The organism is Nocardioides thalensis, from assembly GCF_013410655.1.
In the GTDB taxonomy this organism is placed as follows: Bacteria; Actinomycetota; Actinomycetes; order Propionibacteriales; family Nocardioidaceae; genus Nocardioides; species Nocardioides thalensis.
Window position 1 is genome coordinate 1,053,603 of record NZ_JACCFP010000001.1, and the last position, 24,454, is coordinate 1,078,056.

Below are 24,454 nucleotides of genomic sequence, written 5' to 3' on the forward strand. Positions count from 1 at the left end.
TCCCGAAGGACTCCCATGGTCGCCTCCCGTTCCGCCCTGAGCCGCGCCGAGGTCGTCGCTGCCGTCACCGACCTGCTCGGCCCCGATCAGGTCGACACCACCGACGAGCACCTCCGCGCTGGCAGCGTCGACCGCTTCCGCAAGTACACCGCCGTGCACGGCATCTTCGACGGCCCCTTCCCGGCGGCGATCGCCTACCCCGCCTCCACCGAGCAGGCCGCGTCCCTCCTGGAGCTCGCCGCGCGACATCGCATCGCCGTTGTCCCGCGCACCGGCGGGACCAGCACCGAGGGCGGCCTCGAGGTGGTCGTCGAGGACGCGATCGTCCTCGACGGCTCGCGGATGGACGAGATCGTCCGGGTCGACGAGGAGAACATGATGGTCACGGTCCAGTGCGGCGTCCCCCTCCAGCGGCTCGAGGACCATCTGCGCGAGCGGGCTCTCACCACCGGCCACTCGCCGCAGTCCAAGCCCATCGCGCAGATGGGCGGACTGGTCGCCACCCGCTCGATCGGACAGTTTTCCACGCTGTACGGCGCGATCGAGGACATGGTCGTCGGGCTCGAGGCCGTGCTGCCGGGTGGCCGGGTCGTACGCATCAAGAACGTGCCCCGGCGCGCGGCCGGACCCGACATCCGCCACGTCCTCATCGGCAACGAGGGCTCGCTCGCCTTCATCACCGAGGTGACCGTCAAGGTGTTCCGCTTCTATCCCGAGAGCACCCGCTACCACGGCTTCCTCGTCCCCGACTTCGCCGACGGCGTGCGCCTGCTGCGGGAGGTCGTCACGACCGGCTATCGCCCGGCCGTCGCCCGGCTGTACTCCCCGGAGGACGCCCGCCAGCACTTCCCCGACCACCCGATGGACCAGAACCTGGTCGTCCTGACCGCCGAGGGCCCCGAGCGACTGGCCGCCGCGACCTCCGCCGCGATTGAGGAGGCCGCCGCCGGGGCCGAGCACACCGCCGTCCCGGGGGAGCGCATCCGCGACTGGCTCGCGCACCTCAACTGGGGCCAGGACAAGATCGACGCCGAGAAGAGCGACATGCTGAGTACCTCCCACCTCGGCTACACCACGGAGGTGTCGGTCGACTGGTCGCGCACGGCCCAGCTGTACGAGTCCGTGATGACGCGGATCCGCACGACGTTCCCGCGCGCCGAGGACCTCACGCTGCTGGGCGCGCACTCGTCGCACTCGTACCAGACGGGCACCAATCTCTACTTCGTCTACGACTATGCGATTCGTTGCGAGCCGCGCGAAGAGATCGCGGAGTACCACGTGCCGCTCAACGCGATCATCGTCGAGGAGGCGCTGCGCCTCGGTGGCTCGATGGTGCACCACCACGGCGTGGGAAAGTACCGCACGCCGTGGGTGCAGGAGGAGCACGGCAGCGCCTACCACCTGCTGGCGGGCCTCAAGCGCGCGTTCGACCCGGGCAACGTGATGAATCCCGGCACCGTCTACCCGCTCGATGAGAACGGCGGGGCGGTGCTCGACGTGCTCGACGAGGTCGCAGAGCTCGACACGGTAGGGGTCAGGTGACCGACCTGTTCCTCGCGATCGACGGGGGCTCGCAGAGCACCAAGGCGTCGGTCGTCGACCAGTTCGGCACGGTGGTCGCCGCGGCCGCCGTACCGCTGCGCCCGTACGAGCTGGGGCCGGACGGGGAGGCCGTCCACCCCGACGACGACCTGTGGGACACGCTGGTGGCGGCGACGCGGGAGGTCCTCGTTCGCCTCGTAGCGGCCGGCGGTGACCCGGCCGCGATCGTCGCCGTCGGCCTGTGCGGCATCCGGTTCTGCCGGAGCCTGATCGGCGTCGACGGCAGGCTGGTCGAGCCGGTTCTGAGCTGGATGGACGCGCGCGTCTCCCGCCCGCTCGCGGACGTGCCGGACGGTACGTCGCTCGTCGCCAGCGCCGGCGGCTACCTGGCCGTTCGCCTGACCGGCGAGCGCCGCGACAGCGCGGCCAGCTATCAGGGGATGTGGCCGATCGATCCTCGCACCCGGCAGTGGTCGCAGGACCCCGACGAGGTGACCCGGACCGGGATTGCGCTCGACCTCCTTCCCGAGCTGGTCGACCCGGGCGGGCTGCTTGGTCACGTCACCCCTGAAGCGGCGGGGCCCACGGGCATCCCGGTCGGACTGCCTGTCTACGCGACCGGGAACGACAAGGCCGTCGAGGCGCTCGGCTCGGGTCTCGTCGAGCCTGGTGCGGTCCTGCTGTCGCTCGGGACCTACATCGCCTCGATGACGGTGGGCGAGCGGCACGTCGCCGGCGACGACGAGCGCTTCTGGATCAACGCCGCCGCGGTCCCTGGTCGCTACCTGTACGAGAGCGTCGGCATCCGACGGGGCATGTGGACGGTGACCTGGCTGCAACAGCTGGTCTCGGCCGCCGCACCCGACGCCACGGACGTCGCCGCCGTGCAGCAATGGCTCGAGGAGGGTGCCCGCAACGTCCCGCCCGGCTGCGGCGGACTGATGACGCTGCCGGACTGGCTGGCACCCGGCCACGCGCCGTACCGGCGCGGCGTGATCCTCGGTCTCGAGGGGTCGCACCAGGCCGCGCACCTGCACCGGTCCGTGCTCGAGGGCATCCTGATGACCATGCGCGGTCACACCGCCGCGATGGAGGCCGCGCTGGGCACCACGCCCGGCCGCCTCGTGCTCTCCGGCGGCGGCTCCCGGTCGGCCTTGATGTGCCAGATCGCGGCGGACGTGTTCGGACGGACGGTGGAGCGGTCGGCCGTCGCCGACGCGGCGGGGCTCGGCGCCGCGATCTGCGCTGCGGTCGGCAACGGCACCTATCCCACGTTCGGCTCCGCAGTCCGCGGGATGGTGCGACCCGGCGAGATCATCGAGCCGGGTCCGGCCGCCGCGAGCTACGCCGAGATCCTTCCGGCCTACGCCAGCATCAACGCGTTCACCGACCCGCTCTTCCAGCGTCTCGCGACCTGAGTCGCCGCGTCGTCCGGGGTGGGCTGATCCACAGGTCCAGAACTGGCACTCGCGCAGACGGCGTCTTCTCGCTTAGGTTTCAGGCAGCCACCGCAGCTCATCTCGGGAGACCCGCATGGCTCTGCTCCAGCCCGTGCCCACCGGGGGCCCGATCGCGCCCGCGGCGCCGCCGGCCGACGTGGTCGCCCAGCTCGACGAGGCGCTGCGGTCCGCCGTACGACGCGAGGGCATCGACCCGCAGCGCGAGGTGCCCGCCGTACGCCGTATCGCCGAGCAGCTGGTGCGCGACCACGACGAGCGAAGCCTCACCGGTGTGGTGGCGCCGGTCGGCGATCCCGACGGTGTCGTGGCCGAGCTCGTGGCGCGAGTGGCCGGGTTCGGGGCGCTGCAACCGCTGCTCGACGACCCGACGGTCGAGGAGGTGTGGATCAACTCGCCCGACCGGGTGTTCGTCGCCCGCAACGGCCGGCACGAGCTCACCAACCTGGTCCTCTCCGAGGTGCAGGTCAACGAGCTCGTCGAGCGGATGCTCAAGACCACCGGCCGCCGGGTCGACCTCTCCCGTCCGTTCGTCGATGCGATGCTGCCGCAGGGCCACCGGCTGCACGTGGTGCTCCAGGGCATCAGCCGTGGCTCCTCCGCCGTCAACATCCGCAAGTTCGTGGTGCGCGCCGCCCGGCTCTCCGAGCTCGTCGACCTGGGCACCCTCACCCCGTCGGCGGCGCTGTTCCTCGAGGCGTCGGTGCGGGCCGGGCTCAACGTCCTCGTCGCGGGCGGCACCGGCGCCGGCAAGACGACGCTCCTCAACTGCCTGGCGGCCGCGATCCCCGGCAGCGAGCGGGTGATCTCGGCCGAGGAGGTCTTCGAGCTGCGCTTCCCGCACCCCGACTGGGTGCCGCTGCAGACGCGACAGGTCGGCCTCGAGGGCACGGGCGAGGTGCGGCTGCGCGACCTGGTCAAGGAGTCGCTCCGGATGCGGCCGAGCCGGATCCTCGTGGGCGAGGTGCGCGCCGAGGAGTGCCTCGACCTGCTGCTCGCCCTCAACTCCGGCGTCCCCGGCATGTGCACCATCCACGCCAACAGTGCGCGGGAAGCGCTGACCAAGGCGTGCACGCTGCCGTTGCTGGCCGGGGAGAACATCTCGGCGCGATTCGTGGTGCCGACGGTTGCAGCGAGCGTCGACCTCGTGGTGCACCTCGCGCTCGACCCGCGCGGCGCCCGCCGGGTGACCGAGATCGTCGCCGTGCCGGGCCGGATGGAGGGCGAGATCATCGAGACCGAGCCGGTCTTCGAGTCCCGCGACGGCGAGCTGCGGCGAGGGATCGGGATGCCGCCGCGCATCGGCAACTTCGAGCGGATCGGCATCGACGTGCGCCGGCTCCTCCACGAGGCCGAGTAGCAGGCATCAGATGGGCGCGCTGGTCGGACTGCTCCTCGGGGTCGGGCTGCTGCTCGTCTGGTCGGCGTTCGCGTGGCCGCGTCCGCCGGTCCCCGTCGGTCGCCGGGTCGGCCGGTGGGAGCGCCGCCTCGCCGAGGCCGGCATGACCAGCACCAGCCCGCGGGTGCTCGCGCTGCTCTGCGTTGTCGTTGGGCTCGTGGTCGCAGCCGCGCTGCTGGTCGTCACCGGCACTCCGCCGATCGCGGTCGTCCTCGGCGCGCTTGCCTCCTACCTGCCGGTCGCGATGGTCAACGGGCGCATCCGCCGTCGTCGTCGCGAGTTTGCGGAGGTCTGGCCGGAGGCCGTTGACGACCTCGCCTCCGCGGTGCGGGCCGGGATGTCCCTGCCCGACGCGGTGGCGGCCCTGGCCGAGCGCGGACCCGAGCCGCTGCGCGAGGCGTTCGACGCGTTCGCGCTCGACTACCAGGTGACCGGGCGGTTCGGCGACTGCCTCGACCGGCTCAAGGAGCGTCTCGCCGACCCGGTCGGCGATCGGGTCATCGAGGGCCTGCGCGTGGCCCGCGAGGTCGGCGGCGGCGAGCTGGGCCGGCTCCTGCGCAACCTGTCCGGCTACCTCCGCGACGACCAGCGGACGCGCGCCGAGCTCGAGGCGCGCCAGTCGTGGGCCGTCAACGCCGCCCGGCTCGCGGTCGCCGCCCCCTGGCTCGTGCTGCTCCTGATGAGTGCGCAGCCGGAGGTCATCGGCCGCTACCGCTCCGCCACCGGCGTCGTGATCCTGCTGATCGGTGCCGGCGTCTGCGTCCTCGCCTATCGGGTGATGATGCGCATCGGCCGGCTGCCCGCCGAACGGCGGTTGCTGGCATGAGCGCGCTGCCGATGGCGTGGTGGGGCGGGCTCCTCGCCGGGCTCGCGGCCCTCGGGCTGCTGCTCGTCGTCACCCGCGCGGTGGCGCTGCGCCGGCCCAGCCTCGAGGCGCGGGTCCTGCCCTACGTGCGTGACCTCGGTACGACGAGCCGCGGGCGCCGTACACCTGTCACCACGGGATCCCCGCTCCGCGACCTCTTCGCGCCGACGCTCTCGTCGGCCGGTGACGCGGTCGAGCGGGTGCTCGGCGGGGCGCCGTCGGTCCGCCGCAGGCTGGCCCGCGCCGGACTCGACCGCACCGTGCACGAGTTCCGCGTCGAGCAGGTGATCTGGGGCATCGCCGGCTTCGCCCTCGCCGCCGGGTGGGCGCTGCTCTGGTCGTGGTCGCGACCGCTCAACCCGGTGTCCGCCGTCGCCGTCTGCCTGGTCGCGCTCGTGCTCGGCGTGCTGCTCCGCGACCACCACCTCAGCACGCAGGTACGGCGCCGCGAGCGGGCGATCGTCGCGGAGTTCCCGACCATCGCCGAGCTGCTGGCCCTGGCCGTCGCGGCAGGGGAGGGGCCCGTGGCCGCGCTCGACCGCGTCGTGCGCCGCAGCGGCGGCGCGCTCTCCGACGACCTCGGCGCGGTGCTGGCGGCGATCCGCACCGGTGAGCCGGTGTCCGACGCCTTCGACCGACTGGCGGCGACCACCGGTGTGCCCGTCGTCGCCCGGTTCGCCCACGGCGTCGCGGTCGCGGTCGACCGCGGCACCCCGCTCACCGACGTGCTGCACGCGCAGGCGGCCGACGTACGCGAGTCCGGCCGCCGCGAGCTGATCGAGGAGGCCTCCCGCAAGGAGGTGCTGATGATGGTCCCGGTCGTGTTCCTCGTGCTGCCGGTGACCGTGCTCTTCGCCTTCTGGCCCGGCTGGATCGGGCTCTCCCTCACCGCCCCCTGACATGTCACGCGCTGCACCCTCTCGGAAGGAACGACCCATGGAACCGATCACCCGATCCCTGCTCCAGCTGTGGTGGCTCGTGCACCCGCCCGTCCGGCGCGACGACCGGGGTGACGTGCCGGGCTGGGTGATGGTGACGGTGATGACGGCGGGGGTGGTGGCGCTCCTGACCGGCATCCTGCGTCCCGAGCTCAGCGGCATGCTCAGGAACGCGCTCAACTCCGTGAAGTGAGCGCGATGCGCCTGCGCGACCAGCGCGGGTCCGCCGTCGTCGACTTCGTGCTGGTGATGGTGGTCCTGGTGCCGCTGGTGCTCGGCATCATCCAGGTCGGCCTGGTGATGCACGTGCGCGCGACCCTCGCAGCGGCGGCCTCGGAGGGCGCTCGCCTGGCCGCGACCGTGGACCGTGGTCCCGGCGACGGCGTCGCGCTGACCCGCAGCCAGATCGACGCGGCGCTGGCCGGCACCTACGCCCAGCACGTCAGTGCGCGCCCGATCACGATCGACGGGCAGCCGGGCATCGCCATCACGGTGCGCGCCGAGGTGCCCGCGCTCGGGCTCGGCGGACCCGGCGTCGCGCTGTCCGTCACGGGCCGGGCCGTCGAGGAGGTCCCGTGAGCCGCCGGCCGGACGAGCGGGGGAGTGCGTCGATCGAGCTGATCTGGCTCGGGCTGCTCCTGCTCGTGCCGCTCGTGTGGATCGTGGTGTCGGTCTTCGAGGTGCAGCGCGGGTCGTTCGGCGTCACGGCCGCCGCGCGCGCCGCCGGCCGTGCCTACGCCCTCGCGCCCGACGACGCGAGCGGCCGGCAGCGCGCCGAGGCCGTCGCCCGGCAGGCGCTGGCCGACCAGGGCCTGGGCGACGCACCGCTCGACGTGCGGATCACCTGCACGCCGTACCCGCGGGACTGCCACGCCGGCACCTCGGTGATCACCGTCCGCATCGAGTCGCGGGTGGTGCTGCCGCTGCTGCCGGACGCGCTGGGTGGCGGCCAGCCGACGTTCTCCCTCGACGCGACCCACACCGTCCCGGTCGGCCGCTACCGCGAGATCGAGGCAGCGCCGTGAGGCGCCGGGACGAGCGTGGCTCGGTGTCGGTGATGATCATCGGCTTCGGCATCGTGCTGCTCGGGGTCGTCGCCGTCGTGGTCGACGCGAGCGTCGCGTTCCTCGAGCGGCAGGGCCTCGACAACCTCGCCGACGGCGCCGCGCTCTACGGCGCCGACATGGCCGCCGAGGGCACCGAGGTCTACGGCGACGGCCTCGGCCACGGCGACCTCGACCTCAGCGTCGGTGCCGCCCGGGCCGCCGTGGGCGACTACCTCCGCAGCTCCGGTGCGTACGGCGACCACGGCGGCCTGCGGGCATCGGTGCGGGTCACGGGCGACACGGTCGTGGTCACGCTGACCTCGTCGGTCGACCTGCCGTTCACCGTCCCCGGCGGCCCGGGAGCCGCGACGGTCTCGTCGACCGGATCGGCCGTGGTCCGGCCGGAGTGACGTCCGGAGGTTTCGAGGCTCGGCCGCGGGCGGCCTCGCACCTCAACCACCGGACGCCGCTCAGTGCCAGTTGCTGATCTGGACGTCGACCGGCGCCGGCGCGCCCGTGCCCGTCTCGGCGAGCTGCTTCAGGCTCATCATGAAGATCGCCCACTTGGTGCTGCAGTGCGCCATGAACGCCCCCGGCTCCTTCCAGCCCAGGTGGCCGAACCGGACGATCGCGTACTCGTCCTCCTGCGCGATGTCGAAGCGGAGCTCCGTGCCGATCCACTCGGGCGGCCCCTCGACCACCTCCCACCGCACGAGCTCGTCGCGCTTCGTCTCGAGCACCTTGATCCGGAAGGTGGCGTCCGCCGCCACCGCCGATCCCGGCTCGAACCCGAATCGGATCATCTCGCCGACGGTGCCCGGATCGCCCTCGGCGTCCTTCGACCACCAGCCCGCCACGCCCTCGATCGTCGTCAGGGCGTCGTAGACCTTCTCGCGGGGCGCGACCGCGCCCACGCGGTGCAGGATGTCCACCATCTCGTTCTTCTCCTTCTGCTCGTTCAACTTCTGGCTGGTTCGGTTGTCGGTCGTCACCACGGGTCGGGCAGGCCAGCGCCCGTCGTGATCAGGCTGCGCAGGCTCGCGTTGACGTAGTGCAGCCACGCGGTGGAGCACGCGTCGTAGCACTCGACGTCGGCCACCAGGCCCACGTGCGTGAAGCGGAGCTCGGTCCCGTCGGGCACGGCGGCGATGTCGAAGACGATCTCGCTGCCGGTCCACTCCTCGGGGTCGGACACGAACGACAGGTGGCTCTCGGTCACCCGCCAGACGATCCTGCGCTCGGGCTCGAGCACCTCGACCCGCTGGCGGCTGTAGTGCTGGGGCGGGTGCCGGTAGGTGAACTCGGCCCCCACCTCGTCGGTGCCCCCGTCGATCTCGCCGGTCCACCAGGCGGGGACGTCGAGGACGGCGGCGTAGACCTCCGCCGGCGACTGCTCCACGACGTACGACGTCGTGTAGCCGCGACCGGTGCGGGCGGTGCTGGTACGCATCTCCATGTCGATCTCCGATCAGTTAGCAACCATTGGTTGCACATGACCGTAGTCCTCGGCGGCACCAAATGCAACCGATGGTTGCTCTAGGTTCGGCGGTTCGCCCCCGTGCACGCCCACGCCGTACGCTTGACCGTTGTGGCAGGCCCCGAGTACGACACCGAGATCAAGCAGCTCCGCGCGACGATGAGCACCATCGAGCAGGTCCTCGACCTGCCCGCGATGCAGCGCGAGATCGAGGACCTCGGCGTCCAGGTGGCCGCCCCGGACCTGTGGGACGACCAGGCCAACGCGACCAAGGTCACCGGCCGGCTGTCCGCGCTCCAGGGCCAGGTCGAGCGGTTCGAGGCGCTCCAGGGCCGGGTCGACGACCTGGAGCTGATGGTCGAGCTCGCCACCGAGGAGGGCGACGCCGACTCGCTCGCCGAGTCCGAGGCCGAGCTGGGCCGCATCAAGAAGGCCGTCGAGGCGCTCGAGGTCCGCACCTTGCTCTCCGGGGAGTACGACGAGCGCGAGGCGATCGTGACGATCCGCGCCGGCGCGGGCGGCGTCGACGCCGCCGACTTCGCCGAGATGCTGATGCGGATGTACACCCGCTGGGCCGAGCGCAACAAGTATCCCGTCGAGGTCTTCGACGTCTCCTACGCCGAGGAGGCCGGCATCAAGTCGGCCGAGTTCGCGATCCGCGCGCCCTACGCCTACGGCACGCTGTCGGTCGAGGTCGGCACCCACCGTCTGGTGCGGATCAGCCCGTTCGACAACCAGGGCCGGCGCCAGACCAGCTTCGCCGCCGTCGAGGTCGTGCCCCAGCTCGAGGAGACCGACGAGATCGAGGTCGACGAGAACGACGTCCGCGTCGACGTCTTCCGCTCCGGCGGCCCGGGTGGCCAGTCGGTCAACACCACCGACTCCGCGGTTCGGCTGACCCACATCCCGACCGGCATCGTCGTCTCCTGCCAGAACGAGAAGTCGCAGCTGCAGAACAAGGCCGCCGCGATGATCGTCCTCAAGGCCAAGCTGCTCGCGAAGAAGAAGGCCGAGGAGGCCGCCCTCAAGAAGGACCTCAAGGGCGACGTCGCCGCGAGCTGGGGCGACCAGATGCGCAACTACGTGCTGAACCCCTACCAGATCGTCAAGGACCTGCGCACCGGCTACGAGACCGGCAACCCGCAGCCCGTGTTCGACGGCGACATCGACGGGTTCCTCGAGGCCGGCATCCGGTGGCGCCGCGGCGCCGAGAAGGCCGACGCGAACTAGAGAACCGCGTCGAAGACCACTTCAGCGCTGAGGAACGCGACCACCGCGGCGACCGCGGCGCTCCAGTCGCCGCTTCCCAGGAGGCACAGGGCGATCACGACCATCCCCGTGCGCCAGGGCCATCGCAGCGCCATCGCCGCCTCCGTCATCCACAGGTGTTCAAAACCTAGTGAATAACTAGAGTAACGCAGGTATCGCCACGGGGCTAGGTGGCGCTCGCCGCCTCCGCGGCAGCGACGCACCAGCGACCGGTGCGGTCGAGCAGCTCCCTGTCGCCCGGCCGGCCGGGCAGCCCGAGGCTGCACGAGAGCCAGGCGTCGCCGAACAGCCCGCGGTAGGTCGCGATGCGGCGCTGCCGGTCGTCGCACACCAGGGTGACCGACGGGGCGCCGTACGCCTCGGAGCCGGGCTGCTTCTCACAGCCGGCGGTCTCCTCGGCGGCCCGCACCAGCTCGCCGGCCCGGTCGGCGGTCACCGGGGGAGCGAACACCCAGGCCCGCGCCTCGGCGCCGTCGGCGGCGACGTACGTGCAGCCGTACTCGTGCGCCACGTCGACCTCCTTCGGCACCAGCTCGGTCGGGTCGCCGTTGCCGTAGGACTCCTCGTCGGTCGCCTCGGCGCCGAGCGCCTCGGACACTGCCTCGGGGGCGACCCGCTCGCAGAAGCCGGCCCGGGTGATCGAGACGGTCGAGGTGTCGTAGTCCTTCAGCGCCGTCGAGTCGTACGGCGCCGGGCCGGTCGGTGTGTCGTCGGTCTCGTCGCCGGCCACCCACACACCGGCCGCCAGAGGCAGCGCGGTGAGGAGAATTGCGATGAAGATCGCACGGACGGCCACGGGCACGCCGACACCATAGTTGGGCTCCGTACAGGTGGTTCGCGTACCGTCTGGTCGGTGATTCGCTTCGAGAAGGTCACCAAGAAGTACGCCGGCCCCGGCCGCGCCGCGCTCGACCAGGTGACGATCGACATCGACAAGGGCGAGTTCGTCTACCTCGTGGGCCAGTCCGGTTCCGGCAAGTCGACCGCCCTGCGGCTGGTCCTGCGCGAGCTCCGGCCGACGACCGGCCGCGTCTACGTGGCCGGCAAGGAGATCAACCGGATGGCCGGCTGGAAGGTGCCCCGGCTGCGCCGCCAGATCGGCACCGTGTTCCAGGACTTCCGGCTGCTCCCCAACAAGACCGTGAGCGAGAACGTCGCGTTCGCGCTCCAGGTGATCGGCAAGTCCCGCAAGGACATCAACCGCCTGGTCCCCGAGACCCTCGAGCTGGTCGGCCTCAGCGACAAGGCCGCCCGCCTGCCCGACGAGCTGTCCGGTGGTGAGCAGCAGCGGGTGGCGGTCGCCCGCGCCTACGTCAACCGGCCGATGATCCTCATCGCCGACGAGCCCACCGGAAACCTCGACCCGGCCACCTCCGTCGGGATCATGAACCTGCTCGAGGACATCAACTCCTCCGGCACCACCGTCGTGATGGCCACCCACGACCACGGCATCGTCGACCAGTTCCGCAAGCGCGTCATCGAGCTCGAGCACGGCAAGGTCGTCCGCGACGAGGCCGCGGGCGCCTACGGCTTCCAGCACTGACCGCGGCCAGCCGCCCGCCCCACCGGACCGACTGACCCAGGAGAGTCCCACCACCATGCAGTTGCGCTATGTCTTCAGTGAGCTCCGCACCGGCCTGCGTCGCAACCTCTCGATGCACCTCGCGGTCATCCTCACGATCTTCGTGTCCCTGACGCTGGCAGGCTGCGGCCTGATGTTCCAGCGGCAGGCCGACAAGACCGCCGAGGTGCTGGGCAACGAGCTCCAGATCCTGGTCAGCCTCTGCGTCGAGGACGACCCGAGCGACAACCCCAACTGTGCGGGCGGCGAGGTCACCGAGGCCCAGATGCAGCGCATCGAGGCGGAGATCGAGGGCAGCCCCGAGGTCGACGGCTACGACTACCAGTCGAAGGAGGAGGGCTACGAGAAGGCGCAGGAGCTCTACTCCGAGGAGGTCTTCGAGGGCCCCGACCCGGTCATCACCGTGGCCGACTGGCCGGCCGGCTACTGGGTCACCCTCAAGGACCCGAACGAGGCCGACGGCATCATCAGCGCGGTGAAGGGCCTCGACGGCGTGCGCGGGATCGGCGACCAGCGCGACGCGCTCGGCCAGATCTTCGGCATCATGACCGTCCTCAAGTACGGCTCCTGGGTCGCCTCCGGCTTCCTGCTGCTCGCGGCGCTGCTCCTCGTCGCGAACACCATCCGCCTCGCCGCCCTGGCGCGGCGCCGCGAGATCGGCATCATGCGCCTGGTCGGCGCGTCCACCCTCTACATCGCGCTCCCGTTCCTCCTGGAGGCGCTGGTGACGGCGATCGTCGGCGTCGGTCTCGCGGCCGGTGCGCTGGCGCTGGTGCAGGAGTTCGGCGTCAACCGCGGGTTGGAGGAGAGCGTCACGTTCCTCCCCTGGATCGACTGGACCGACTACGTCCAGACCCTCATCGGCCTGGTGCCACCGGGCATCGCGCTGGTCGGGCCCGCGCTGACGGTGATCCCGACACTCCTGCTGACGCGGAAATACATCAAAGTCTGAGTCCTCGCGGATACGGTCGTTGCGTCCTCTTCCCCGGACGCTTCCCCGATCAACGAAGGTCTTGACTGTGCGCTCCTTCCCCAGCGCTTCCCGTCCCCTGTCCGCACGTCCCTCGCGAGCCTGGCTCGCGGCGGTGCTGGTCGGCAGCATCGCGATGTACGGCGCCGCGGCCCCCGACGCACGGGCCGACGAGGAGGACAAGCTCCGTCAGGAGCAGCGCCAGGTCCAGAACGACATCGACCACGCCGAGCACGAGCTCGAGCACGCGAGCAAGGAGGTCGCACAGGCGACCCAGCGGCTCGAGCGAGCCCAGGCCGAGCTGCGCGCCGCGCGGGCCGCGCTCGTCCGGGTGCGCAAGCAGCTCGACCGTGCGCGCGCCCTGGCCGAGCGGCTGAAGAAGGAGCTCGCCGCTGCCGAGCGCCGGCTCGACCAGGCCGCCGAGGAGCTGCGGCTCGCGCGGGAGGAGGTCGCCGAGCAGACCCGCGCGGTCAAGGACACCGTCCTCGGCATGGCGACCGACGGCAACCCGGCGCTCGAGCTGGTCAGCTCCTACCTCGACTCCGGCTCGGTGGAGGAGATCCTCGTCAACGAGGTCGCGGGCGACATGGTCGTCGGCCGCGAGCACCAGGCGCTCGAGGCGCTGGAAGCGGCCGAGGAGGCGCTCCAGGACCGCAAGGAGGAGATCGAGGCCGCCCGCGACCTCGTCGAGCGCAAGAAGGTCCAGGCCCAGGAGAACCTCGAGCGCGTGAAGACACTCGTCACTCAGGCGCGCGACACCAAGGCCCGCGTCGACGTACTCGTGACCCAGTCGAAGCGGGCACGCCAGGCAGCGCTGCGGGCCCGCGCCAACGACCGCGATGCGCTCCGGCGGCTCGAAGAGCGCGAGGCGCGGATCCGCGACGAGCTCAGCCAGCTCAACGGCGGCGGCAACTTCCAGGGCAACCTCAACGGCTTCCTCCAGGTGCCGGTCGCAGGCCCGGTCACCTCGCCGTACGGCTATCGCCGCCACCCGATCTACGGCTATTGGGGCCTCCACGACGGCACCGACTTCGGCGCCCCGTGCGGCGCGCAGCTGTGGGCCGGGGCCGGCGGCACCGTCGTCAACACCTATTTCGACGAGGTCTACGGAAACCGCCTCTACCTCTACGTCGGCCGCGTCAACGGCAACAACATCACGCTGGTCTACAACCACCTGTCGAGCTACAACGTCGGCGAGGGCGCCCGGGTCGGCCGCGGCGACGTCGTCGGGTACGTCGGCTCGACGGGCTGGTCGACCGGCTGCCACCTGCACTTCACCGTGCTGCGCAACGGCAACCCGGTCGATCCGATGAGTTACATGTAGCCGCCGTAAACCCGGTTGCCCGCCGCTGAGAGAATGGTGGGATGAGCAAGTCGAAGGCGAAGACCCCTCCCGGAGCGGTCGACCACAAGGTCGTCGCGTCCAACAAGAAGGCGCGCCACGACTACCTCATCGAGGACACCTTCGAGGCCGGCATGGTGCTCCAGGGCACCGAGGTGAAGTCGCTGCGGCTCGGCCGCGCCAGCCTCGTCGACGGGTTCGTCGACATCGACGGGGGAGAGGCGTGGCTGCACGGCGTCCACATCCCCGAGTACGCCCAGGGCACCTGGACCAACCACGCCGCCCGCCGCAAGCGCAAGCTGCTGCTCAACCGGGTCGAGATCGACAAGATCGAGCGCAAGACCAGCGAGAAGGGCTTCACGGTCATCCCGCTGTCGATCTACTTCGTCAAGGGCCGCGCCAAGGTCGAGATCGGGCTCGCCAAGGGCAAGAAGACCTGGGACAAGCGGCAGTCGATCGCCAGCCGCGAGGCGGACCGCGAGAAGCAGGTCGAGGTGGGGCGGCGGCTCAAGGGAATGCGCGACTGACGAAGTGCGTTCATCCGCACGTCACCCGTAGACTGGTGACAGCACAACTCAAGAGGGGCTGATCGGTTTCGACTTGGGACGTTAGTTCCAGGGGAAGCGGGTCGAGGAGCCAGCGTCATCTCGTAAACGATCGCTGGAAACCAATAACTGCCGACAACAAGCAGTCCTTCGCTCTCGCCGCCTGAGCGGTGATCGAAGCGTCAGTCAGGGCATCCGTCTCCGTCCCTGAACCTGGCGTCGCCTAGGAGACTTGCTGATCGACCACGTCAGGAGGGTCGATCGGGACTATTTCCTGACTAGGCCTGTCGGCGACGTGTCAGTGCGAGCGCCGGGGCCGATAAAACGACACCACTGACTGCACCCGGAGAAGACCTGGTTCGACGCTCGAGGACGCGGGTTCGATTCCCGCCAGCTCCACTTCAGATGACCGGCCGTCGCGGACCACCGCGACGGCCGTTTCTGTCCGCCCTGTCAAACGGCCGCGAGGTGAGCCGAACGTGCCCCCACCCTCCGGGTTCAGCTTTCAGCGGCGGGCTGACGGCACTGTCGTCATCAGCCACCGGGGGCGCGAGGCCACCACGGTGCGCGGCGCGCGGGCGGCCCGCTTCATCGACGAGGTCGCCTCGGGCGACGACCAGGTCGTGATGGCGCGCTGGACCGGCTCCTACAAGTTCGGCAACGAGCGCACGGCGCGCAACCACCCCCGCAACCGTGGTGGGCGCCGCTAGGAGGCGCCCGGTTCGCCGAAGGCCCAGGCTTCGGCGGTGGCCAGGGCCGCGGGAGCGGTGCCGCGACGGACGTCAGCCCAGGCGTCGGCAATCACCCTGTGCATGCCGACGGCCCGCCGGTGGTGGGGTTCGGCGGGTGCGGGGCGGGACAGCTACTCGGGCGGCGGGTCGCTGCCGGGGCAGGGTTGGGTGTCGAGGGCGTAGGTGCCGCCGGGGGTGACCAGCCACTGGTGACCGGTGCGGCCGCGCCAGTAGTAGACGCCGGGGGCGAGGACCCAGTACGTCCATCCGTGATGGGTCTTCACCCGGTGGTGTCCGCGGCAGACCGGCGCGAGATTGCATGGACAGGTGACACCGCCTTTGGCGTGCGGGATCACGTGGTCGAGGTCGCAGGCCTCGGCGGGTCTCCCGCAGCCGGGGAAGATGCAGGTCTGGTCGCGGAGCAGGACCTGTCGGGCTTGGCGTTCGGCGATCTCGTAGGCGCCGGTGGGTTCGTGGCCGGCGACGTCGAGGACGGGCCGGACGATGATGGTGCCCGCAGCGGCGCACCATTCGCGGATCTGCTCCGCGGTGACCGGGGTGTGGGTGTTGTCGAGTCGGCCCACCGCGCCGGCGGGGGTGATGCCTTCGACGGCGGCCTGGGAGAGGTGGACCGTCAGGTCCACGGTCCGCCCCCGCGGGGTGTGCGCAAGGGCCGCCGATGGGGTCTCGTGACGGCCATGGCCGGTCTCCTCGACCACCGGATCTTGGTCGGCTTCGGCGAGGTAGTTGAGGGTGAGGTCGCAGCGGGCCATCTCGCCGAAGGCCATGGCGCGGCGTACGTCGAGGGACTCGGTGCAGCCGAGCTCGGCGAGCTCGCGGGCGCGGTGGCGCAGTGCTTGTTCGGCGTCGAGGGCATCGGCGAGGTCGACCTCGCCGTGCAGCGGGACGGTGCCGTTGGTGCCGGCGCGGTCGAAGTCGATGTCGAAGTGCCGGGTCTCCGCCGCCTGCTTGCGGCGTTCCTCGGCCAACGCGGGGTCGAAGCGGGTGATGGCTTCGTCGATGAGGCGTTCGACCTGGGCCCAGGAGCAGGTCGTAGCGAACCGAGCCAGGTGCTGATCCACGAACCCCACCGCCTCGACGCCGAGGTCACGGGTGCAGTCGGCGATCCGCAGGCCCTTCCAGGTCGGGACGTGTCCGTCCAACACCCGGGCCCAGACCTGGGGGAGGCGGTGGGAGAGCTCCACGACCTGGCCGACGTAGTTGCGGACCGAGTCGATGCCGCGGGCGAGGATGGCGCCGAGCTCGAGGACGGCGAAGTCGGAGATCAACGGTGCGCCCTCACCCGCGAGCGGGAGCCCGGTGTCCAGGCCTCGTTCGGTGAGGGTGGAGGCGTCCTCCGGGACGGCGACGGTGTGTTCGAGGGCCCATTCGGCGATCATCTTGACCTCGCCGAGCATCCGTTCGTTGATGCCGGCGCGGTTGTCCTTGATGTCTCGAAGGAGCTGGTCGGCGCGTGCCAGCGGGGTCTCGGTCAACGGCACGTCGACCGCTCCGGCCGCGGGTGCGGCCGGGAGGTCGAAGAGGGGTGCCATCCCGAGATCCATACGAGAATTCAAGCACTGGGTTCCGACATCGCGAAACGTCGGAAACCCGCCTGTGGACAGGGAATTCTCGATCATTGCCTGTGGACGGGAGGTGGGTCTCGATACGCCCTCACCTAGCGGCTCGGGCTACTCGACCACCCTGAACACGGCTACTCGACCACCCTGAACACGGCTACTCGACCACCCTGGATCGGTGGTTTCGAGGCTCGGCCGTGGCCGGCCTCGCACCTCAACCACCGATTGCCGTGCCCGTCGTACCGTGACCACAGACCGACGACCGCAGACGGCCTGGAACCGACGCAGTAGAGCAACCAAGCACCGCGACCCAAGCGGCGAGCAACCACGTAATCTGTAAGCCCCAGACCGTGAGGTCTCGTGACGCCCGGGCCCCTAAGCAGGGCCTGCTCCCTAGGCCCGCGCGACTGCGTCGGCTAGTGCCTCGGCGACCGGGGTGTCGCCGCCCACGAGGTTCCACTGGTGGCCGACGGTGTCGTCGCGGTCGATCACGGCGGCGAGCACCGCCGCCACGTCGGCGCGGGTGATGTCACCACGGGCCACGTCCGGCCCCAGGGCGACCAGGCCCGTCGCCGGGTCGTCGGTGAGCCGGCCCGGTCGGATGATCGTCCAGTCCAGCCCGCTCCCGCGCAGGGCGATGTCGGAGTCGCGCTTGGCGGCGACGTACGCCGCCCACACCTCGCCCGCCGCGGGCGACACCGGGTCGTCGACGTTGATCGCCGAGACCTGGACGAAGCGCCGGATCCCGACCTGGCGGGCGGCATCGATGGACTTCAGCGAGCCCTCGAGGTCGACCGTGCGCTTGCGTTCGATGTTGCCGTCGGGACCGCCGCCGGCGCTGAACACGACGGCGTCGCAGCCGGCGAACGCCTTCGCGAAGTCGGCCGCGTCCGACCGCTCGATGTCGAGCAGTCGCACCTCCGCGCCGGACGCCTCGAGCGCGGCCCGCTGCTCCTCCCTGCGCACCAGCGCCACCGGCTGGTGGCCGGCCTCGACGAGCAGGGGGTGCAGCAGCCGGGCGATCTTCCCGCTGCCTCCGACGACGGCGATCCGCATGCGCCCAACGTACGGGTCCGCTGTTCATCGTCCGCTCAGTCAGCGGTCACCATCGGCTGGTCGGGTAGCGCCCATGACTCGGTCCATCTCCCCGTACCGGCGCGCCCTCGTGGCCGCCACCGCCCTGTCCGCCGTCGCCGTCGCGCCGGGCCTCGCCCCGGCGTCCGCCGACCCCGGCACCCCGGCCTCGATCCCGGTCGAGCAGCTCGAGGAGCCGCTCGTGTTCGCCCACCGCGGAGCCTCCGGCTACCGCCCCGAGCACACGCTGGCGGCGTACGAGCTCGGCGTCGAGCAGGGCGCCGACTACATCGAGCCCGACCTGGTCTCGACCAAGGACGGCGTCCTCGTCGCCCGCCACGAGAACGAGATCAGCGGCACCACTGACGTCGAGGCGCACCCCGAGTTCGCCGACCGCAAGAAGACCAAGACCATCGACGGGCGGCAGTTCACCGGCTGGTTCACCGAGGACTTCACGCTCGCCGAGCTGAAGACCCTCCGCGCCGAGGAGCGGATCCCCGCCGACCGGCCGCAGAACACCCAGTACAACGGGCTCTACGAGGTGCCCACCCTGGAGGAGGTGCTCACGCTCGTCGACGAGCTCGAGGCCGAGACCGGCCGCACCATCGGCGTCGCTCCAGAGCTCAAGCACTCCACCTACTTCGACTCGATCGGGCTCTCGATGGAGGAGCCGCTCGTCGAGACGCTCGCCGAGTTCGACCTCGACGAGGCCGACAGCGCCGTCGCGATCCAGTCCTTCGAGGTCACCAACCTCAAGGACCTCAACGGCATGACCGACGCGCCGCTGGTCCAGCTGCTCGACGGGTCGGGCGGCCCGGCCGACCTCGCGGGCTCCGGCGTGACCTACGAGTCGATGCTCACGAAGAAGGGCATCAAGCGGATCTCGAAGTACGCCGACTGGCTCTCGCCGTACAAGCTCTGGGTGATCCCGCGGACCGCCACCGGCGAGCTCGGCGAGCCGACCGGCGTCGTCGCGACCGCGCACAAGGCCGGCCTGCCCGTCGTCATCTGGACGATGCGCGCCGAGAACAAGAACCTGCCCACCGAGTGCCGCGTCGGCGCCGACCCGATCGCGATCGGTGACCTGGCCTGCGAGGTCCACGCCTACCTCGACGCGGGCGTGGACGCGTTCTTCACCGACCACCCGGATCTGGGGGTCGCCGCGCGCGACGCGTTCTAGTAGAACTGGGACGCATGCGCGTTCTCGGGTTCGTCGTCCTCGTCCTCGCAGCGGCCGGCGGTGCTGTGCTGCCGGTCGGACAGTCGCAGGCCGCAGCGCCGACGTCGCTGGTCCTCTCGGCGGACCCGGCGTACGCCGGCAACGACGCCACCCTCGCGATCAGGGTCGTCTCCCAGGGTGACCCGGTGCCCGCGGCACCGGTCACCCTGGAGCGGCGCCTCGACGGCGCGTGGACCGCGATCGGCACCGTGACGACCGACACCGAGGGGCGTGCCACCCAACCGGTGCTGGTGCGCAAGGAGCCCGGCAACAACCTCGTGCGGGCGACGTACGCCGGCGACGCCACCCACGACCCGGAGACGACCCGCTACCGGCTGCCGATCCGCAAGCGCAACGGCAAGGTCACCATCGACGCCCCGCGCGAGTTCGTCGACGAGCGCTCGGCCCGAATCGGCGTCCGGTGGACGACGGGGGAGGGCGAGCCGGTCGCGCGCGGCGTCGTACGGCTCGAGAAGCGGATCACCCGCGGCGAGTGGAAGCTCGTGGCGAAGCTGCGCACCAATGCCGAGGGCCGCGCCGCGACGCGGGTCTCGCCGCGCGAGGACTCCCACTGGCGCGCGCGGTCGGTCGGGCTGCCGTGGGTCGAGCGCGACACCAGCCGCACCCACTTCCTCGACAACCTGCCTCCGGGCGTGCCGGTGAGCCTGCCCGCGGCTGCGCCGTCACCGCGCCGGCACCTGAAGCCGCAGGCCCATGCCCGGGGCCGCGGGCCGAACCCGCAGATCACCCGCATCCCCACCAAGGTCTGGAACCACATGACCGGCATCACCTGGCACCGCGGCTGCCCGGTGGGCCGCGCCGGCCTGCGGCTGCTGCGCATCAACTACTGGGACTACCAGGGCTATCGCCGCCGGGGCGAGCTCGTCGCGGCGGCGAGCGTCGTCGGCCAGATGTCGCGTGCGCTGGCGGCGATGTACCGCGAGAAGCTGCCGCTGCGCTCGATGTACCGCGTCGACCACTTCGGGTGGTCCTCCCGCGTGCGCGGCGGCGACGACTACGCGTCGATGAACGCGGGCAACACCTCCGCGTTCAACTGCCGCGACGTGGTCGGTCGGCCCGGCGTACGGTCCCCGCACTCCTACGGGCGCTCGCTCGACGTCAACACCTGGGAGAACCCCTACCGCTCGGCGCAGGGCCTCGTGCCCAACACGTGGTGGCAGTCCCACTCGCACCCGCGGGTGGCCTGGCGGTCACGCTCGCACGCGGTGGTGCGGATCATGACCAACCACGGCCTGCGCTGGACCTACGGCCTCGGCGACACCCAGCACTTCGACGCCGTACCGCCCGGCGGACGCCTGATCCGCGTGCCGGGCTGCACGCAGCACTGCGACTGACCAACGACCGCGTCGGTACCGTTCGGGCCATGGCGGAGTGCGTGTTCTGCTCGATCGTCGCCGGGGCGACGCCGGCCGACGTGGTGCTCGAGGAGGACGACCTGGTCGCCTTCCTCGACACCCGGCCCGTGTTCAAGGGGCACGTGCTGCTGGTGCCGCGCGACCACGTCGTGACGCTGCCCGACCTCCCGGCCGGGCTGCGGGACGGGTTCCTCGCGGCCGCCCAGCGACTGGCGACGGCGATGGTCGACGGCCTCGGGGCGCAGGGCAGCTTCGTCGCGATCAACAACGTGGTGAGCCAGTCGGTGCCCCATCTGCACCTGCACGTGGTGCCCCGCACCAAGGGCGACGGGCTCCGCGGCTTCTTCTGGCCGCGCACCAAGTACGCCGCCGGCGAGCCCGCCGACTACGCGGCGCGCCTGCGGAAAGCGCTCACGCGGTGACGACCCCGATCGGCTCCGGCGCGAAGCCGGGGAACACCTCGGCGACCGACCGCCCCGTCCGCTTCGTGACGACCTCGGCGAGCACGCTTCGGTAGTCGGTGGTGACTGTCAGGTCGCCGTCGCCGCCGAGCGTGAGACCGGGCCAGGTGCCGTAGTACTGCCCGCCGCGCACGCCGGCTCCGGCCAGCAGCATTACGTTGCCCCAGCCGTGGTCGAGCCCCTGGGCGGAGTTCTCGACGGTGCGGCGGCCGAACTCGCTGATCGTCAGGAGGGTGACCTTGTCGCCGAGCGCGCCGAGGTCGGTGAAGAACGCGGCGACGCACTCGGCCAGGTCCTTGTTGTTGTCGTACATCCAGCCGGAGTCGGGCCGGCCGAGACCGACGTGCATGTCCCAGTCGCCGTGGTCGACGGTGAAGACCTGCGCCCCGACGTCGCCGCGCACGACCCGGGCGACGTCGGCCAGGGCGCGGCCCAGGTCGCTGTCGGGGTAGGCGTCGGTGTGGTCGGCGGCCTGCCGGGCGGGCTGGAACGCACGCACCGTGTCGATCGCGGCTCGCATGGCGCCGCCCATCTCGGTGTCGTTCCCGCGCCATGCCTTGCGCAGCGACGCGAGTCGCGGGTCGGAGGGGTCGAGCGTCTGCGCGCCCGCGACACCGACCTCGTCGACCCTCGACAGGGCGAGCACCGGCTGGGCGCCGTACAACGAGGTCGGCAGGGACCCCACGGCGACGCCCTCCAGTGCCGTGCCCCGGCCGTCGGTCCCGAGCAGCCGGTTGAGCCAGCCGCTGCGGGTCGCCGAGCCGGGCGCGGCGTCCTCCACCTGCTCCATGGCCGAGAAGTGCGACCGGTTGGCGACCGGCAGCCCGGTGGCGTGCACCGCCGCGAGCCGGCCCGAGGTCCACAACGGTTGCAGCGCGCCGAGGGCGGGGTGAAGGCCGAACATCGCATCCTTGGCCACCAGCCGGTCGGCGGGTACGGCGAGCCGCGGGCGGGCCTGGTAGTAGACCGGGTCGCCGTGCGGCACCACCATCGACAGCCCGTCGGCCGCGCCGCGCAGCGACAGCACCACCAGGCACCAGTCGTCGCCGGGCGCCGCGAGCGACGGCGCGCGGGTGACGACCGTCGAGCCGAACACCGCCGCGGCGCCACCGGCCGCGACCGCGCCGCGCAGCAGCCCGCGCCTGCTCAGCCGGGCGAGCTCGTCGCAACCGCAGTCGTCCATCGGGGTGCCCTTCATCGGAAGTAGTGCTCGGGGGAGTCGAGGAGCGCGGTCAGCAGGGTGCCCATCTCCCACTGCACCAGCGGGTGGTCGTCGTCGCGGATCACCTCGGTCCCGGGCAGGTCGACGGCGAGGCAGGCCGCAGCGACGAGGGCCGAGGTGGCCGGGCGGCCGAGCAGCCGCCGGCACACCTCGTCGACGAGCTTGTCGAGCCGGATCGGGTAGCGCGGGACCCACGAGCGCAGCGACGGATAGCTGATCTGGTGGTCCTCCGACGGCCACCACTGGTTGGCCACCGTGCGGTGGAAGTCGGCCGCGGCCAGGGCGCGCAGCGTGGTCGCCCACGGCGTGCCGGTGAGCGGCAGCCCGTCAGGTCGCGGCCAGCTGCCGAGCTGGGAGCCGAGGAGCCCGGTCTGCCAGAGGAGCGACCGGGTCGCGGCGTCGTCGTCGGCGGGACGCTCGAGCCGGGCGCCCAGGGCGCGGTAGGTCGCGACCACGTCCTCCTCGGGGTCGCGGAGCTTGAGACCGGCCGACGCCGCGAACTCGGGCGAGGCGATCAGCTCGCGCAGCACCGGCTTGATCGCGGTGTCGTGCTCGAGGTAGGTGCGCGCCAGCCGGCGTACGAGCGCGGCGGGCGGGTCGTCGCGCACGAACTTGGTGACCAGCTTGCGGGCGAGGTGCCGGGCGGTGTCGGGGTGCCGGGCGAGGTGCCGGAGCAGCGCGTGGGTGACGGCCCGGCCGTCGGGGTCGGCGTTGGCGTGGTGGAAGTCGCCGACCCGGACCGGCCCGACGTGGTGGACCTCGTGCTCGTAGAACGGCTCCCAGGTGTCCCACATGTCGACCCGCCACCCGGTGAGGATCTTCGCGGCGTCCTTGACGTCGGCCTCGGTGTGGTTGCCGACGCCGACGGTGAACAGCTCGAGCAGCTCGCGGCCGAGGTTCTCGTTGGGGGCGGCCTTGGTCGAGCGGACGCCGTCGAGCCAGATCAGCATCGCCGGGTGCGTGATCGCCTCGACGAGGAGCTCGTCGAACCGGCCGAGGGCGTGCCGCCGGATGAGCGAGCCGTAGTCCATCCGCCACACCCAACCGTCGCTGTCGTAGGGGACGTGGAGGTGGTTCTCCCAGAACGCGGTCATCACCTCGTAGACCTGGCGGCGCGAGTGGATGCGGCGGGTCAGCACCCAGCCGGCGTAGTCCGCGGTGACCTGCCAGCCTGGCCGGACGCCCGTGATCTGGCGCTGCCACAGGTCCTGCGGAGCGCGGTCGAGGTCGGGCCACCAGGCACGGGTGGCGGTGGCCTCGGTGTCGGCGACCTTCCAGGGGCGCAGCTGCTGCTCGAACCACGCGGTGCGCCCGAGGCGCCGTACGTCGCGGGTGAGCGCGGGCGTGCAGCCGAATGTGAACCGGGACACCAGGTGCCGGTCGACGGGGTTGAGGATGGCAGTCACGTTGACGTCCTGTTCGGCCGGCTGCGCCCGGACCTGCGTGATTCGACCACGATAAGTGGCTCTAGGCTCGGGGCCGCACTCCCACACCGAGAGGATCAGTCATGGGTCGTTTCGACGGACGCGTCGCCGTGGTCACCGGCGCCGCCCGCGGCATCGGTTTCGGCACCGCCACCAAGCTCGCCGAGGAGGGCGCGTCGGTCGCGATCATCGACCTCGACGAGGCCGCCGCCGCCGAGGCCGCCGCCAAGCTCCCGGTCGTCGACGGCGCGAAGGCCGTGGGCATCGGATGCAACGTCGCCGACCGCGCGTCGGTCGAGGCCGCGATCGAGCGCACGGTCGCCGAGCTGGGCGGCATCCACATCCTCGTCAACAACGCGGGCGTGACCCGTGACAACCTGCTCTTCAAGATGACCGACCAGGACTGGGACATGGTCATGGACGTGCACCTCAAGGGCGCCTTCCTCATGTCGCAGACCGCCCAGAAGCACTTCGTCGCCCAGAAGTACGGCAAGATCGTCAACACCTCCAGCATCTCTGCGCTGGGCAACCGCGGCCAGGCCAACTACTCCGCGGCGAAGATGGGCCTCCAGGGCTTCACCCGCACCCTCGGCATCGAGCTCGGCCCGTTCGGGATCAACGTCAACGCCGTCGCGCCCGGCTTCATCGCCACCGAGATGACCGACGCCACCGCGGCCCGGCTGAAGATGGACGTGGAGGAGTTCCGCCGGCTCAACGCCGAGGCCAACCCGGTCAAGCGGGTCGGCCACCCGGAGGACATCGCCGCCGCCGTCTGCTTCCTCGCCAGCGACGAGGCGTCGTACATCACCGGCCAGACCCTCTACGTCGACGGTGGCATTTCTCTCGGCACCTGACACGTGGTGGACGGGGTCCCACACGTCCTCAGGCCGGGCTGCGATACTCGAAGTCGACCAGATTGCTCGACAACGACTCGG

Annotated in this window: 27 protein-coding genes and 1 other RNA gene; 20 read left to right on the forward strand and 8 right to left on the reverse strand. The window is 71.4% G+C overall.

Going from position 1 to position 24,454, the window contains the following annotated elements; translation table 11 throughout:
• The first annotated feature begins 15 nt into the window (after nucleotides 1-15).
• The 9 genes from HNR19_RS05195 (at nucleotide 16) to HNR19_RS05235 (ending at nucleotide 7,657) form a co-directional block, all read left to right on the forward strand.
• Nucleotides 16-1,542, forward strand: coding sequence for an FAD-binding oxidoreductase (locus HNR19_RS05195; protein WP_179666938.1), 1,527 nt, complete (start codon nucleotides 16-18; stop codon nucleotides 1,540-1,542).
• Nucleotides 1,539-2,960: an FGGY-family carbohydrate kinase gene (locus HNR19_RS05200; protein WP_179666939.1), complete on the forward strand. Its 1,422-nt coding sequence runs from the start codon at nucleotides 1,539-1,541 to the stop codon at nucleotides 2,958-2,960. The genes HNR19_RS05195 and HNR19_RS05200 overlap by 4 nt, the downstream gene beginning before the upstream one ends.
• Before the next feature lie 115 nt (nucleotides 2,961-3,075).
• Nucleotides 3,076-4,359, forward strand: coding sequence for a TadA family conjugal transfer-associated ATPase (locus HNR19_RS05205; protein WP_179666940.1), 1,284 nt, complete (start codon nucleotides 3,076-3,078; stop codon nucleotides 4,357-4,359).
• Between the two features lie 10 nt (nucleotides 4,360-4,369).
• Nucleotides 4,370-5,224 carry a type II secretion system F family protein gene (locus HNR19_RS05210; RefSeq protein WP_179666941.1) on the forward strand — a complete coding sequence of 285 codons (855 nt, stop codon included), beginning with the start codon at nucleotides 4,370-4,372 and terminating at the stop codon, nucleotides 5,222-5,224.
• The gene (locus tag HNR19_RS05215) at nucleotides 5,221-6,162 is read left to right on the forward strand and encodes a type II secretion system F family protein (RefSeq protein WP_179666942.1); all 942 of its coding nucleotides are present in this window, start codon (nucleotides 5,221-5,223) and stop codon (nucleotides 6,160-6,162) included. The genes HNR19_RS05210 and HNR19_RS05215 overlap by 4 nt, the downstream gene beginning before the upstream one ends.
• A 37-nt stretch (nucleotides 6,163-6,199) precedes the next feature.
• Complete coding sequence (locus tag HNR19_RS05220; protein WP_179666943.1) at nucleotides 6,200-6,394, forward strand: hypothetical protein; 195 nt, start codon at nucleotides 6,200-6,202, stop codon at nucleotides 6,392-6,394.
• A gap of 5 nt (nucleotides 6,395-6,399) precedes the next feature.
• Complete coding sequence (locus HNR19_RS05225) at nucleotides 6,400-6,780, forward strand: TadE/TadG family type IV pilus assembly protein (RefSeq protein WP_179670100.1); 381 nt, start codon at nucleotides 6,400-6,402, stop codon at nucleotides 6,778-6,780.
• Entirely contained in the window at nucleotides 6,777-7,226 is a 450-nt protein-coding gene (locus HNR19_RS05230; protein ID WP_179666944.1) for a hypothetical protein, read from the forward strand. The genes HNR19_RS05225 and HNR19_RS05230 overlap by 4 nt, the downstream gene beginning before the upstream one ends.
• Nucleotides 7,223-7,657, forward strand: coding sequence for a pilus assembly protein TadG-related protein (locus tag HNR19_RS05235; RefSeq protein ID WP_343047061.1), 435 nt, complete (start codon nucleotides 7,223-7,225; stop codon nucleotides 7,655-7,657). Before HNR19_RS05230 ends, HNR19_RS05235 begins: the two co-directional genes overlap by 4 nt.
• Nucleotides 7,658-7,717: 60 nt before the next feature.
• On the opposite strand, the gene HNR19_RS05240 is transcribed toward HNR19_RS05235, so the two are convergent.
• Complete coding sequence (locus HNR19_RS05240) at nucleotides 7,718-8,209, reverse strand: SRPBCC family protein (RefSeq protein ID WP_246303479.1); 492 nt, start codon at nucleotides 8,207-8,209, stop codon at nucleotides 7,718-7,720.
• 26 nt (nucleotides 8,210-8,235) lie between these two features.
• A complete protein-coding gene (locus HNR19_RS05245; protein ID WP_246303480.1) occupies nucleotides 8,236-8,703 on the reverse strand; it encodes an SRPBCC family protein in 468 nt (155 codons plus the stop codon).
• A 132-nt stretch (nucleotides 8,704-8,835) separates the two neighbouring features.
• On the opposite strand from HNR19_RS05245, the gene prfB reads away from it, so the two are divergent.
• Entirely contained in the window at nucleotides 8,836-9,954 is a 1,119-nt protein-coding gene (gene prfB, locus HNR19_RS05250) for a peptide chain release factor 2 (protein WP_179666945.1), read from the forward strand.
• Here prfB and HNR19_RS05255 read toward each other — a convergent pair.
• Nucleotides 9,951-10,088, reverse strand: a complete 138-nt coding sequence (locus HNR19_RS05255; RefSeq protein WP_179666946.1) for a hypothetical protein — start codon at nucleotides 10,086-10,088, stop codon at nucleotides 9,951-9,953. The genes prfB and HNR19_RS05255 overlap by 4 nt on opposite strands.
• Nucleotides 10,089-10,159: 71 nt before the next feature.
• On the reverse strand, nucleotides 10,160-10,795 hold the full coding sequence (locus tag HNR19_RS05260; protein ID WP_179666947.1) for a hypothetical protein: 636 nt from the start codon (nucleotides 10,793-10,795) through the stop codon (nucleotides 10,160-10,162).
• Nucleotides 10,796-10,846: 51 nt separating this feature from the next.
• On the opposite strand from HNR19_RS05260, the gene ftsE reads away from it, so the two are divergent.
• The 6 genes from ftsE to HNR19_RS05290 all read left to right on the forward strand — a co-directional run bounded on the left by ftsE (nucleotide 10,847) and on the right by HNR19_RS05290 (nucleotide 15,142).
• The gene (gene ftsE / locus HNR19_RS05265) at nucleotides 10,847-11,536 is read left to right on the forward strand and encodes a cell division ATP-binding protein FtsE (RefSeq protein ID WP_179666948.1); all 690 of its coding nucleotides are present in this window, start codon (nucleotides 10,847-10,849) and stop codon (nucleotides 11,534-11,536) included.
• 55 nt (nucleotides 11,537-11,591) lie between these two features.
• On the forward strand, nucleotides 11,592-12,527 hold the full coding sequence (ftsX, locus tag HNR19_RS05270) for a permease-like cell division protein FtsX (protein WP_179666949.1): 936 nt from the start codon (nucleotides 11,592-11,594) through the stop codon (nucleotides 12,525-12,527).
• Between the two features lie 133 nt (nucleotides 12,528-12,660).
• Nucleotides 12,661-13,869, forward strand: coding sequence for a peptidoglycan DD-metalloendopeptidase family protein (locus HNR19_RS05275; RefSeq protein ID WP_179666950.1), 1,209 nt, complete (start codon nucleotides 12,661-12,663; stop codon nucleotides 13,867-13,869).
• Nucleotides 13,870-13,910: 41 nt separating this feature from the next.
• Nucleotides 13,911-14,414 (forward strand): SsrA-binding protein SmpB, encoded by a 504-nt coding sequence (gene smpB, locus HNR19_RS05280; RefSeq protein WP_179666951.1) that lies wholly within the window; start codon nucleotides 13,911-13,913, stop codon nucleotides 14,412-14,414.
• A gap of 54 nt (nucleotides 14,415-14,468) precedes the next feature.
• Nucleotides 14,469-14,834, forward strand: a transfer-messenger RNA (tmRNA) gene (ssrA, locus tag HNR19_RS05285).
• Between the two features lie 77 nt (nucleotides 14,835-14,911).
• Complete coding sequence (locus HNR19_RS05290) at nucleotides 14,912-15,142, forward strand: hypothetical protein (RefSeq protein ID WP_179666952.1); 231 nt, start codon at nucleotides 14,912-14,914, stop codon at nucleotides 15,140-15,142.
• A 152-nt stretch (nucleotides 15,143-15,294) separates the two neighbouring features.
• Here the strand turns inward: HNR19_RS05290 and HNR19_RS05295 are convergent, their stop codons facing one another.
• Together HNR19_RS05295 and HNR19_RS05300 are read right to left on the reverse strand one after the other, a co-directional pair.
• The gene (locus tag HNR19_RS05295; protein ID WP_179666953.1) at nucleotides 15,295-16,716 is read right to left on the reverse strand and encodes an HNH endonuclease signature motif containing protein; all 1,422 of its coding nucleotides are present in this window, start codon (nucleotides 16,714-16,716) and stop codon (nucleotides 15,295-15,297) included.
• A 420-nt stretch (nucleotides 16,717-17,136) separates the two neighbouring features.
• Entirely contained in the window at nucleotides 17,137-17,799 is a 663-nt protein-coding gene (locus tag HNR19_RS05300; RefSeq protein WP_179666954.1) for an SDR family oxidoreductase, read from the reverse strand.
• A gap of 73 nt (nucleotides 17,800-17,872) precedes the next feature.
• Between HNR19_RS05300 and HNR19_RS05305 the strand changes: the two genes are divergently transcribed.
• From HNR19_RS05305 to HNR19_RS05315, 3 genes are read left to right on the forward strand one after another with little or no spacing between them, the layout of a single operon-like run.
• Entirely contained in the window at nucleotides 17,873-18,997 is a 1,125-nt protein-coding gene (locus HNR19_RS05305; RefSeq protein WP_179666955.1) for a glycerophosphodiester phosphodiesterase, read from the forward strand.
• Nucleotides 18,998-19,011: 14 nt separating this feature from the next.
• A complete protein-coding gene (locus HNR19_RS05310; protein WP_179666956.1) occupies nucleotides 19,012-20,391 on the forward strand; it encodes a M15 family metallopeptidase in 1,380 nt (459 codons plus the stop codon).
• A gap of 29 nt (nucleotides 20,392-20,420) precedes the next feature.
• Complete coding sequence (locus tag HNR19_RS05315; protein ID WP_179666957.1) at nucleotides 20,421-20,834, forward strand: HIT family protein; 414 nt, start codon at nucleotides 20,421-20,423, stop codon at nucleotides 20,832-20,834.
• Here HNR19_RS05315 and HNR19_RS05320 read toward each other — a convergent pair.
• Nucleotides 20,824-22,071 carry a DUF1501 domain-containing protein gene (locus tag HNR19_RS05320; RefSeq protein ID WP_218910152.1) on the reverse strand — a complete coding sequence of 416 codons (1,248 nt, stop codon included), beginning with the start codon at nucleotides 22,069-22,071 and terminating at the stop codon, nucleotides 20,824-20,826. The two genes, HNR19_RS05315 and HNR19_RS05320, sit on opposite strands and share 11 nt — an antisense overlap.
• Nucleotides 22,068-23,501, reverse strand: coding sequence for a DUF1800 family protein (locus HNR19_RS05325; RefSeq protein WP_179666958.1), 1,434 nt, complete (start codon nucleotides 23,499-23,501; stop codon nucleotides 22,068-22,070). The genes HNR19_RS05320 and HNR19_RS05325 overlap by 4 nt, the downstream gene beginning before the upstream one ends.
• 101 nt (nucleotides 23,502-23,602) lie before the next feature.
• Between HNR19_RS05325 and HNR19_RS05330 the strand changes: the two genes are divergently transcribed.
• A complete protein-coding gene (locus HNR19_RS05330) occupies nucleotides 23,603-24,373 on the forward strand; it encodes an SDR family NAD(P)-dependent oxidoreductase (protein ID WP_179666959.1) in 771 nt (256 codons plus the stop codon).
• The last annotated feature ends 81 nt before the right edge of the window (nucleotides 24,374-24,454 follow it).

Bases quoted from the DNA above. Each gene is read 5' to 3' on its own strand.
- HNR19_RS05195 (WP_179666938.1), top strand. From the start codon at position 16: ATGGTCGCCTCCCGTTCCGCCCTGAGCCGCGCCGAGGTCGTCGCTGCC.
- HNR19_RS05205 (WP_179666940.1), top strand. From the start codon at position 3,076: ATGGCTCTGCTCCAGCCCGTGCCCACCGGGGGCCCGATCGCGCCCGCG.
- HNR19_RS05210 (WP_179666941.1), top strand. From the start codon at position 4,370: ATGGGCGCGCTGGTCGGACTGCTCCTCGGGGTCGGGCTGCTGCTCGTC.
- HNR19_RS05215 (WP_179666942.1), top strand. From the start codon at position 5,221: ATGAGCGCGCTGCCGATGGCGTGGTGGGGCGGGCTCCTCGCCGGGCTC.
- HNR19_RS05220 (WP_179666943.1), top strand. From the start codon at position 6,200: ATGGAACCGATCACCCGATCCCTGCTCCAGCTGTGGTGGCTCGTGCAC.
- HNR19_RS05225 (WP_179670100.1), top strand. From the start codon at position 6,400: ATGCGCCTGCGCGACCAGCGCGGGTCCGCCGTCGTCGACTTCGTGCTG.
- HNR19_RS05245 (WP_246303480.1), bottom strand. From the start codon at position 8,703: ATGGAGATGCGTACCAGCACCGCCCGCACCGGTCGCGGCTACACGACG.
- HNR19_RS05255 (WP_179666946.1), bottom strand. From the start codon at position 10,088: ATGGCGCTGCGATGGCCCTGGCGCACGGGGATGGTCGTGATCGCCCTG.
- ftsX (WP_179666949.1), top strand. From the start codon at position 11,592: ATGCAGTTGCGCTATGTCTTCAGTGAGCTCCGCACCGGCCTGCGTCGC.
- smpB (WP_179666951.1), top strand. From the start codon at position 13,911: ATGAGCAAGTCGAAGGCGAAGACCCCTCCCGGAGCGGTCGACCACAAG.
- HNR19_RS05295 (WP_179666953.1), bottom strand. From the start codon at position 16,716: ATGGCACCCCTCTTCGACCTCCCGGCCGCACCCGCGGCCGGAGCGGTC.
- HNR19_RS05300 (WP_179666954.1), bottom strand. From the start codon at position 17,799: ATGCGGATCGCCGTCGTCGGAGGCAGCGGGAAGATCGCCCGGCTGCTG.
- HNR19_RS05305 (WP_179666955.1), top strand. From the start codon at position 17,873: ATGACTCGGTCCATCTCCCCGTACCGGCGCGCCCTCGTGGCCGCCACC.
- HNR19_RS05310 (WP_179666956.1), top strand. From the start codon at position 19,012: ATGCGCGTTCTCGGGTTCGTCGTCCTCGTCCTCGCAGCGGCCGGCGGT.
- HNR19_RS05315 (WP_179666957.1), top strand. From the start codon at position 20,421: ATGGCGGAGTGCGTGTTCTGCTCGATCGTCGCCGGGGCGACGCCGGCC.
- HNR19_RS05320 (WP_218910152.1), bottom strand. From the start codon at position 22,071: ATGAAGGGCACCCCGATGGACGACTGCGGTTGCGACGAGCTCGCCCGG.
- HNR19_RS05330 (WP_179666959.1), top strand. From the start codon at position 23,603: ATGGGTCGTTTCGACGGACGCGTCGCCGTGGTCACCGGCGCCGCCCGC.